8 protein-coding genes are annotated in these 8,432 nt (G+C 36.6%); 5 read left to right on the forward strand and 3 right to left on the reverse strand.

Annotation, left to right across the window (positions count from 1 at the left end; genetic code table 11):
• Both AC1DUW_RS16305 and AC1DUW_RS16310 read right to left on the reverse strand, forming a co-directional pair.
• On the reverse strand, positions 1 to 748 hold a 748-nt coding region (locus AC1DUW_RS16305), incomplete at its 3' end, for an MATE family efflux transporter (protein WP_477642968.1).
• 129 nt (positions 749 to 877) lie between these two features.
• The gene (locus tag AC1DUW_RS16310) at positions 878 to 1,987 is read right to left on the reverse strand and encodes a mechanosensitive ion channel family protein (protein WP_223305485.1); all 1,110 of its coding nucleotides are present in this window, start codon (positions 1,985 to 1,987) and stop codon (positions 878 to 880) included.
• A gap of 192 nt (positions 1,988 to 2,179) precedes the next feature.
• Between AC1DUW_RS16310 and AC1DUW_RS16315 the strand changes: the two genes are divergently transcribed.
• From AC1DUW_RS16315 to AC1DUW_RS16335, 5 genes are all read left to right on the forward strand, one after another.
• Complete coding sequence (locus AC1DUW_RS16315; protein ID WP_376182405.1) at positions 2,180 to 3,268, forward strand: undecaprenyldiphospho-muramoylpentapeptide beta-N-acetylglucosaminyltransferase; 1,089 nt, start codon at positions 2,180 to 2,182, stop codon at positions 3,266 to 3,268.
• A gap of 52 nt (positions 3,269 to 3,320) precedes the next feature.
• Positions 3,321 to 3,470, forward strand: coding sequence for a DUF2639 domain-containing protein (locus AC1DUW_RS16320; RefSeq protein WP_083450787.1), 150 nt, complete (start codon positions 3,321 to 3,323; stop codon positions 3,468 to 3,470).
• Positions 3,471 to 3,771: 301 nt separating this feature from the next.
• Entirely contained in the window at positions 3,772 to 4,875 is a 1,104-nt protein-coding gene (locus tag AC1DUW_RS16325) for a GerAB/ArcD/ProY family transporter (protein WP_477642969.1), read from the forward strand.
• A complete protein-coding gene (locus AC1DUW_RS16330; protein WP_053346575.1) occupies positions 4,856 to 6,328 on the forward strand; it encodes a spore germination protein in 1,473 nt (490 codons plus the stop codon). Before AC1DUW_RS16325 ends, AC1DUW_RS16330 begins: the two co-directional genes overlap by 20 nt.
• Positions 6,329 to 6,330: 2 nt before the next feature.
• Complete coding sequence (locus tag AC1DUW_RS16335) at positions 6,331 to 7,500, forward strand: Ger(x)C family spore germination protein (RefSeq protein ID WP_201224004.1); 1,170 nt, start codon at positions 6,331 to 6,333, stop codon at positions 7,498 to 7,500.
• Positions 7,501 to 7,816: 316 nt separating this feature from the next.
• On the opposite strand, the gene AC1DUW_RS16340 is transcribed toward AC1DUW_RS16335, so the two are convergent.
• Positions 7,817 to 8,432: LrgB family protein (locus AC1DUW_RS16340; protein WP_477642970.1), on the reverse strand; the 616-nt coding region annotated here is incomplete at its 5' end.

The following is an 8,432-nucleotide window of genomic DNA, read 5'->3' on the forward strand; positions in this document are numbered from 1 at the left end:
GCCCGATAGGCACCCCAATTATTAATAGTGCACGCCACTCTTTCCAAGAAATCCGGAAAAACTCACGGAAAACTTTATAGGTCGAAAATGGGCTGATTTTCACCACAACAAGGATGGCAACCAGGGCAATTAACCAATAGGTAATTGCTGTTGCATACCCTGAACCAACGCCGCCAAGTTCGGGGAATCCAAACTTTCCGTATATTAACAGGTAATTAAATRTGACGTTAATTGGCAGTGCACATAAGGTTATTATCATAGAAATTCTAGTTTGGCCAAGCGCATCAATGAAGGCTCTCAACGCATTATAAACGAATAGGGGAATAATCCCGACTGAAAGAGCGATCAAATAGTCATGGGCTACCCGGTGGACAGTATCTTCAAGATTCATGGCATTTAATATGGGGTTTAATGCAAACGCTCCAATGATTAAAATGACTAAAGCTAAAGTGACGGCTAAATAAACTGCCTGCATTACTGAATAGGAAACGGATTTCGACTGCTTGGAACCGACGAGCTGTGAGACCACCGGCGTTAAGGCAATCAAAATCCCGCTCAACCCCGTATAAACAGGTGTCCAAAGTGAACTGCCGATTGAAACGCCAGCAACGTCCTCCGTACTGTACTGTCCAGACATCATCACATCAAAAAATGTCATGGCATAAAGGCCAATTTGAGTGATCAGAATGGGGATTAATATATAAAATAATAGGCGGATCTTTTGTGATTTTGTATAAGTCTGATTCATCGATGTACCTCAATATCAATATTTGAAATTTTCCACACAATGAAAGAATTATATCACATAAGCTTGTGATGGTTTAAGTTTTTATTTGATACTAAAAAAGACTTACCGTAAAAACGGCAAGTCTTTTTGTCAGTCGCGCATGGATTCAAATTCATTCATGTCCGCGGTTGAGTCTTTTTGAAGGATGAATGCTTGTGAAGGGATGGCGATTTGAACGTCTTCTTTTTCAAGTATCTCCATTATATTAAAGTTAACATCTTCTTTGATTGATAGATATCCCCCAAAGTCTGTTGCATTTGAGAAGAAATAAAGGTAGAGATTAAAACCGGAATGACTAAACTCGTCAAATTTCACAAGAATCGTTTCTGGATGTATTTCTGGGTGTTCAATGAGCATATTTTCTATTCTCTTAATGACGTTTTCCAACTTATCTTTTGGTGTTGTGAAATTTATACCTAGATGAAAAGCAATCTGTCTTTTACCCATTTTTGACCAGTTGATGATAGGTTCATTCGAAAGGGTAGCATTCGGGACCGTAACTAAAGCTTGGGCAAAAGTCCGTACTTTGGTACTTCGAAATGTGATATCTTCAATGGTTCCTTCCACGCTTGGTGTTTTGATCCAATCACCAATGGTAAAGGGTTTTTCTGTAACGATGACAATTCCTCCAAAGAAATTGCTAACGGTATCCTTAGCGGCAAGTGCAAAGGCTAATCCTCCTAAGCCAAGTCCGGCAACAAATCCATTGACGTTAAATCCCCACTCTTCCGCAATGATAGAGAAGCCCAAAGCCATGATGATTATTTTAATGATTTTTGTAAAGAATGGCATGACAATTAGATCTACCTCAAGACCGAATTTACTGACCAATTTCGGAAAAAGGATGGTTAAGATCGAACTGATATTGATCATCGTCCAAAAGAATAAGAAAGCAAAAAATGAACGGTATATCTTCGATTTTAATTCATCCGAAGGTATGTCAATCGGAAAATAATACAACGATAGAATCACACCGAGCAAAACGATAAGCCATCTCATCGGCTGTTCTAAGGCAAGCATTAAGTTGGCTGCAAATTCAACTTTGCGTTTTTTTGCAACTCGTAGAAAGAACTTGAATATATAGGTGGTAAATACTTTCCGAAGCAAAAGGACGATTAGAAAAATACCTATTGAAATTCCTAGTTTGGTCCATGCCTCTATTCCATCAAATTGATGGAGAGATTGAGAAACTTCTTGCAATGTATTACTCCTCCAATGTATCTTGTAGTATTGTAGAATACTAAGATTATAATATATTCATAATGAAAAAGGAAAATTATTCGATAATTACATTTATTACGTTACATTACGGTTCACTGAATACTTTTTCAAGTTATTAATGTTAGGGATATATGGTAATATGGATGCAAAGTGATTTTTTAAGTTTGGAAGGTGGAAATATTGACTAAGAAAATAGTGTTTACCGGAGGCGGCTCAGCCGGCCACGTGTCTGTTAATGCAGCCATTATCCCGGAATTTTTAGAGCATGATTGGGATATTACTTATATTGGTTCAAAAAAAGGTATAGAAAAAAATATTATCGAAAAGGAATTTCCTGAAATCCGTTATGAAACGATTTCAGTTGGTAAATTCAGACGATACCTATCAGCGGAGAACCTAAAAGATCCTTTCCGAGTCATTAAAGGGATTTTTGATGCACGAAAAATTTTAAAAAAGACAAAGCCTGATTTCATATTTTCAAAAGGCGGGTTCGTATCCGTACCAGTCGTATTGGCGGGAAGGATGCTGAAAATCCCGATTGCCATACATGAATCGGACTATACACCTGGCCTAGCTAATAAAATTGCAATGCCGCTTGCATCGAAAATTTTCACCACGTTCCAGGAGACAGAAAAGGACTTGCCAAAAGAGAAGGCCATGTATCTTGGAGCAGTATTACGGGATGGGATTTTTTCTGGAAACGCTTCGAGTGGAAAAGCATTTTGTGGTTTTACGAACAACAAGCCAGTGTTACTCGTGATGGGTGGCAGCCTTGGAGCTGTAAAAATCAATAAATTGATTACTGAAAACCTTGAAGCATTATTAAATGACTACCAGATTATTCATATTTGTGGAAAAGGGAATGTCCAAGCGGAATTGAAACAAAGAGGGTATGCTCCTTTTGAATATGTCCACGAAGAATTATTTGACCTTTTAGCAGCGGCTGATGTAGTTGTTTCAAGGGCTGGTTCAAATTCAATCTTTGAATTCCTTGGTCTGCAAAAGCCAATGTTGCTCATTCCACTAAGTGCCAATGCATCTCGTGGGGATCAAATTTTAAATGCTTCAAGCTTTGAAAAACAAGGTTTTTGTAAAGTCATTCAAGAAGAAGATTTAAATGATCAAATCTTTAATAGCACATTAGCTGATTTAGTGAATAAATCAGATGAGTATCAAGCGAAAATGCGTCAAAAGCGCCCATTCAAAACGGCGGCTGAAATGTATGAATTATTAATTGATGTAATGACAGCAAAAAAATAAGTATCAATTCCCTCTTCAAAGCATATCTTTTTCGAACAGAGGAGGGGGTAGAATGGCTTATAAATATTCCAAAGGATGGTTCGTTAAACAATTAAAAGATGCAGAAATAAGATACCATCCAATTGAGCGAAGAAAGCTGGAGCTTTATAAAACCCATATTTTGAGACGTTTATACGAAGACTTGCAAAAAGAGAAACCATAAAAGAACCGTAACTGCTAGTACGTTGTGGTTATTTTTTCTAAACATTGTTAACTTTTTGTGAGGAGATTAGTAAACCTAAAAAAATTTGTGAAAAGTCTATAATAGAAGAATAGTACGAAACTAGAATAAATAATAAAGAAGCCGACTCTTTTTGGGAATTTCTAACTAGAGGATCGGCTTCTTTTTTGTATGAAAAATAATCCTTGGATATAAACCCTATATTCAGCAAAAGATAAACCTCAATAATAAACAGTAAACAGCAGTTTGCGGGTTCAAATACTTTAAGTTCGGAGTTTAAAACATGACAAAGATTAATTCCAAATCCTCACTAAATATTCTTGTCCTTTCAGTAGGATTGCTGAATCACGTTATGATTATTCCTCTCGTACTAGAGGTAGCGGGAAGAGATGCTTGGTTATTTGCCGCTCTTACAGGACTTTTATCAATAGCTTGGGGGTTCCTTTTATATTGGATATTAAAAAAGAAAAAAACAGAACATCTCTTTCCCTGGCTGGAAAATCGGATTGGTAAACGATTTACCAAGCTGATTTTCTTTTTCCTCGTAATTTATTTGATTATGATCATCTTGACGACAGCTAAAGATATGGTTGACTGGATCAATACAACTTCTTTAAATCAAACACCACCATTTGCCATTATTATTCCTTTTGCGTTGATATGTGCTGCACTTTCTTACTCGAATCTTAGATCAATTGCTATTAATTCAGCTATTTTATTACCTTTTGTCATTATCCTTGGTATCTTTGTAGCCACTGGTAATATTCCCGAAAAAAATTATGATTTTTTATTTCCTCTATTCGAACAAGGCTATTTTCATGGCATTAAGTCAATGTACTACATAGCAAATGGATATTTGGAGTTGATTATCATGATATTGTTCCAGCATCACCTATCTAATGGGGATTCCATTAAGCTGAAAACAGTTATTGGAATGATGGTTATTGTAACTATATTAATTCTCGGGCCGCTTACTGGTGCCATTGTTGAGTTTGGACCCGTCCTGTCTAATGAAATGCGCTATCCGGCTTATGAACAATGGCGACTGTTGACAATTGGAAAATATATTGCTCATACTGACTTCTTTTCCATATATCAATGGCTTTCAGGCGCATTTATTCGAATTTCTATAGCTATGTTTTTAATTCCTGATTTATTAAGAGTCAAATCACCGCTCATTAAAAAGGGGATACTCATGAGTCTTGCCATTATGATGGTTATCATCACTATTATTCCTCTTAGTAATATCATTTTTTATGATTTTTTAAAGAACTATTATTTTCAAGGAACGTTCTTTTTCCTTGTAACCCTAATTCTTTTGTTTACAGTTACCGCAGTTATACAACCTAAACGGAAGGATGTTTCTGATGAAACTATTCAAAAATAAACAAATTGAACAGTCATTTTATAACGAAGAGTTCTTCCGGCAGCTTTTCAGTAATAGTCCGGATGTATCATTTAAGGTGATATTAGGTGAAAATGATGAAACAGCTAAAATCACTTTATTTTTTTATCCTGGAATGGTAGATACTCTTGAGTTGAATGGCAATGTATTACGAAACCTCAAATCAATGTTAGATAAGAAAGATAATATTCGAAATATGATAACAGCATTTCATCCTTCATTAGCATTGACAGAAATTTCTTGCAGTCCAATTGACAACGACGATATAAATAGACGGATTTTTAGCGGCGAAGTGTTAATTTTCTTTCAACAATCACAACAGCTATTTTCATTACCTTTGCCTGATGTTCCCAACCGGAAGCCAGAGGAATCTTCATTTGAAGTATCCCTTCGTGGGCCACGTGATGGATTTGTTGAAGACCTTTCGACAAACGTTGCTCTCATTCGTAAACGGCTGAGAACAGGTTCCCTCTCTTACGAAGAGTTTATTATTGGAAAGCGCAGTCAAACTACAGTAGCACTGATGTATATAGATGACATCATCAATCCCGAACTTGTTAGGCTCGTCCGTGAAAGACTGAATACTCTAGATGTTGATGTGTTAATTAGTAGCCATCAGCTTGAGGAACTCATCTCTAAAGGGAAATTCAAATTATTTCCTTTGACTCATTATACAAGCAGACCCGATTTTTGTGTCGGATCATTAACCCAAGGCAGGTTTATAGTACTTATGAACGGTGCACCTACTGTTATCATAGCCCCGACCACTTTATTGCTTCAGATTAAAGCAGCTGAAGATTCGAGTCTTCCTTTTCTATTCGTTTCTTTTGAACGGTTTCTTCGTGTATTTGGTTTGATTTTTTCTATTTTACTTCCAGGGTTTTGGGTAGCTTTATCAGCATATAACATTGACCAGATGCCTTTTCCTTTACTTGCAACAGTCAGCATCTCAAGGTTGGGCCTACCTGTTTCTGTTGCCATTGAAATGTTCCTTATGCTCGGTTTATTTGAGCTATTTCGAGAATCTGGAGTAAGGCTGCCACAAGCAGTTGGTCAAACTGTGGCGGTTGTAGGTGGTTTAATTGTCGGTGATGCAGCTATCCGTGCCGGTTTGACGTCCCCAACGATGCTTGTTATCGCTTCGGTCACATCAGTCGCATCTTATACATTAGTTAATCAATCTTTAACGGGGACTGTCTCTGTGCTTCGTTTATTTATCTTAATATTAGGTTCTGTCCTAGGCATCTATGGTCTTCTTGTTGGTTTCTTAATTGTTACTTGTTGGGTCTCTTGTCTTGAGTCATTTGGAGTTCCATATATGAATGAATTTTCACCGCCTGATTTCCGAAAACTTACAGATGCTATTTTCAAAAGACCGTGGTATTCAAAGAAAAAAAATGAAGGTGCTCTTGATCGCACGCAAAAGGGGGAGTAACAATGACACGACGTTTGTCGAAGCTTTTCCTTATCTTTTCGGTCTTGTTCATTTTAACAGGTTGCTGGGATTATAAAGACATTCAGGATATCCATTATGTAACTGCTTTAGGAGTAGATTATGAAGACGGTAAGTATGTTGTGTATGTGCAACTTGTTGATTTGTCTGCTGTTGCCAAAACTGAAGCTAAAAGTTCGGAACCAACAAAAGTTTATATAGGCAAACATAGTGGGAAATCCATATCAGAAGCCATTAATCACTTATATCAAACAGCTCAACAGCGATTATATCTTGGACAAGTTTCAACATTTGTGCTCACAGATAAAGCAATAGAGCATAATATTAATGATATAGTGGATGCCGCCTTCAGATTTAATTTAATCAGGTATTCAAGTAATATTTTTGCGACAAAAAAACCTTTGGATGAATTGTTTTCTATAAAAGGGTTTTTCAATTTAACCCCTTTATACTCTGAGTTGCATTTTCCAAAACCTATCTATGAAAACCTTTCCTATATTGAACCGATTACATTGAGAACCTTTATTTCCACTTACAGGGATGTATCTATCACAACAACACTCCCAACTATTTCATGGAGTGGAAATGATTGGACTGAAGATAAAAAAAAGCGGAAGACCTTTACAATTGACGGGGCTTATGTAATTTATTATAAAAAATCCATGAATTGGTATTCAGTTGAAGACTTGAAGGGATCGCGCTGGATTACAAAGAAAACGAATAGAACACCAATCGAATTCACAAAAGCGAATGGTACAACTTATATTTCGTTAACTCACCCTCATGTAAAAATTAAACCGATTGTGAAGAATAATGAAGCTAAATTCACCTTAGATGTTGACATCAAGGGGAGTATTTTAGAATTATCAACAAACGATAGCTTGAAAAACCTTGAAAAATTTGTTCAAGATTATATAAAAAAAGACATTGAACAAACCTTTGAAATTGGCTTAAAACGCAATGGAGATCCACTTGGTCTTGGCCAAAAATTGTACCGAAAAGACTTGCGATTTTGGAAGAACAACAATATTAACGAACCGAAGGATTATTTGCATGCAAATTCTTTCGAACAAATTAACATAAATGTTAACCTTGCCAATGCTGGTACTCTCGAATACAATCCGTTTAAAAATGAAAAACTGCCTAATAACTAAGTTCAGCATAAAAAAACAGGGATAAAAAAATAAACATTATTTTCTCTATATACACAACGTTTTCACAAGTTGCTCTGTTGCAGGACTTTTAGGGTATCGCACTAATACAATCATATTAAACCTGTTGATTTTCATCAGAGCAAAAATTTAGTAGGAAGACCCTTCTTTTGTCTGAATTTTTATTCATGTAGAAAACAGAAATCAACCGACAATTTAATGCGTATTTGTAATAATATGGGTCATGAGATTGATGATGAGATAGGCCTTGCAGTTTCAAAAGAACCGCAACGTCTCTTGACGTTGCGGTTCTTTTATTTTATAAAAAATTATCTATTAGAGGAAAGAAGCAGGAAATAAGGATACCGGCGATAGCCATGGCTGCTCCTGCGACAGCACCAGTAAATTCACTTTCCTGTGCAGCTTGCGCAGTACCGAGACCATGAGCAATAGTACCATAAGCAATGCCGCGAGCGAATGGCATAGTAATGTTAAGTTTATCCATCATTCTAGGGGCAATCATCGTACCTAATACTCCGGTCAAAATAACGAAGGCAGCTGAAACATTAGGGTTACCTCCATAAAGTTCGGTGATTTCTACAGCGATTGGTACTGTAATTGACTTAACCGCTAATCCTTGAAGAATGAACTGTGGAAGAGAAAAGGCATTGGCGATGACGAAGGCAAGAATTAATGTTACCGTAAGCCCTAAAATCATGCCGCTAATAGCAGGAATTCCGTATTTAACAATTATGGTCCTATTTTTATAAAGTGGTACGGCCAAGGCAACGGTAGCTGGGCCTAGGAAATAGGTAATGATGTCTTTACCTGTTGAATAATCATTAAAATCTAAACCGCTGATCAGAAGCACAAGAATAATTGTTACCGTACTAAAAAATACGGGAGTCGTAAAGGGTGCTAAACATCCATCACCC

The organism is Peribacillus sp. P4_C12 (genome assembly GCF_056402095.1).